Below are 1,312 nucleotides of genomic sequence, written 5' to 3' on the forward strand. Positions count from 1 at the left end.
AAAAAGGACAACTGCTGTCCTCGTGTTGTACAATCAATTCACCACAAAAATCATGTAAAGAAGGTTATGCAGATGTCCCAAAATAATTCTATCCTAAATCTCCTTGGAATTGAAGATCAGAATATCAAGATCCTCAAAGTCGATACTATTTTTAAAAATAATGAAGAGTGGAAGCTGATTCATGCTTCATTATCCTATCCCGTTGTTCGCTGTAAAAACTGTGGATTTAAATCGGTGGTCAAAAACGGGTTACGGAAAACTCATCTTCGCTTGGCAAGTCTTAACGGTATTCGATACGAAATGGTTCTAGCCAAGCAACGTTATTATTGTTCCAATTGCCAGACTACTTTTGGCGCTATTACTCAATTAACTAAACCTAATCATACTCTTTCCCGAGATCTTAAAAATCAAATCATGGCGTTTGTTCGTGAAGGCTTGAATGGCGAGCTAATTGCTCGCCTTTGTCATTGCTCAGCCAGCAGTGTTCGCCGTACCATTATCGAACGGATTAAACCTCATTATCGGATGGCTGTTCTTCCTAAACACCTCTGCTTTGATGAATTTCGTTCTACTAAGTCTATCATGTCATTTATCTGTTGTGACAGTGAATCTCACCAACTCGTGGTTAAACTTCACGATCGCCTTTCACCTTCCATTATCGACTACTTTGAAAATCGTTATAGTCAGGCTGAACGGGCTCAAGTAGAAACCGTTGTTATCGATCTCAATGCCCAATACCAAAGTTTCATTTACCGTCTCTTCCCTAATGCCAAAATTATCATTGATCGCTTTCACATCGTTCAATTAGCTGGACGAGCTTTAGATAACTGTCGGATCAAACTCCTTAAAACCCTCAATAAGCATAGTCGTGAATATAAAATTATGAAAACTCAATGGCGGTTATTCCACCTTAAGCAGACTGAACTTAATCCCGAAAAGCCGGTTTATCTCCGAGGAATAAACGAATATATGACTAAGCAAAATGCCGTCGATCTAATCACCTGTAAATTTACTGAATTTAAGGCAGTTTATCAAACCTACCAAGGAATTACTCAAGCTATTCATGATCGTAATACTGAACTGCTTAAAGCAGTTCTTCAGGACTATCGAACTACCAATACTGAAATGGATACGACAATTTATACCCTAAAGAAGAACCGACAAGCCGTTATTAATAGCACTAAGTATGAATTCTCAAATGGCCCCTTAGAAGGAATCAATCGAAAAATTAAAGCACTCAAACGAACCTGTTATGGTTTTGCCAATCAAAAATTTTTCTTTTTAAGAATTGATTGTCTTTTTGTATAAAAAA

At 37.5% G+C, this 1,312-nt stretch carries 1 protein-coding gene; it reads left to right on the forward strand.

Annotation, left to right across the window (positions count from 1 at the left end; all coding sequences use genetic code 11):
* The first annotated feature begins 72 nt into the window (after positions 1-72).
* The gene (locus HUK45_RS09335; protein ID WP_191912052.1) at positions 73-1,308 is read left to right on the forward strand and encodes an ISL3 family transposase; all 1,236 of its coding nucleotides are present in this window, start codon (positions 73-75) and stop codon (positions 1,306-1,308) included.
* Positions 1,309-1,312: the final 4 nt, after the last annotated feature.

Source organism: Limosilactobacillus urinaemulieris (assembly GCF_014838745.1).
Lineage (GTDB): Bacteria > Bacillota > Bacilli > Lactobacillales > Lactobacillaceae > Limosilactobacillus > Limosilactobacillus urinaemulieris.